We start from the raw sequence: 481 nt of genomic DNA, 5'->3' as shown, positions 1-481 counted from the left end.
GTTTGGGCTTCTTACCCATCGTTCCCAATCACTTTTTGATGCCACCGAACCATCACCGTGGCGGGTTGTTCCCCCTCGGATCTGCTAATCTGCTGAGCGCCGCCGCCTGATGTCGTTCCTGGGTTTGTATAAATTCCATGCCGGCGTGGGGAGGGATCGGCGGTGCGTTTTTTGGGTGAGCCAGTCTGAGGCGCTTCTAAGGGCCACGCCACCGAGCCGGCGGGCGAAGCATTGTCGTTGGTTCAAAGATCCGTTCTGGTCCGCCCTCGCTCAAAAACCGGAACGTCTTCATCATCTCCTTCGCTTAATCCCGTGGGGATGTCTTCCGCGAAGCTGCGGGTCATCTCTTCGGTGTCGCTCAACCCGTCGACCGTTTCATTTGCGCCGGCTCCCTCGTCGTGACGGCCCGTGATCTCGCTTCGAGGCTGCGCGCCGATCGGCTGTTCGATGTCGTGGGACCCCAAAACGCCCGGTCCCGCAC

Annotated in this window: 1 protein-coding gene; it reads right to left on the bottom strand. The window is 60.3% G+C overall.

Going from position 1 to position 481, the window contains the following annotated elements:
* Positions 1-242: 242 nt before the first annotated feature.
* On the bottom strand, positions 243-481 hold a 239-nt coding region (locus tag EN991_RS39345), incomplete at its 5' end, for a hypothetical protein (RefSeq protein WP_127370690.1).

The organism is Mesorhizobium sp. M7A.F.Ca.US.005.03.2.1, assembly GCF_003997795.1.
In the GTDB taxonomy this organism is placed as follows: Bacteria; Pseudomonadota; Alphaproteobacteria; order Rhizobiales; family Rhizobiaceae; genus Mesorhizobium; species Mesorhizobium ciceri.
The sequence above is the reverse complement of the archived record's forward strand: the minus strand, read 5'-3'. Positions and strand labels throughout refer to the sequence as shown.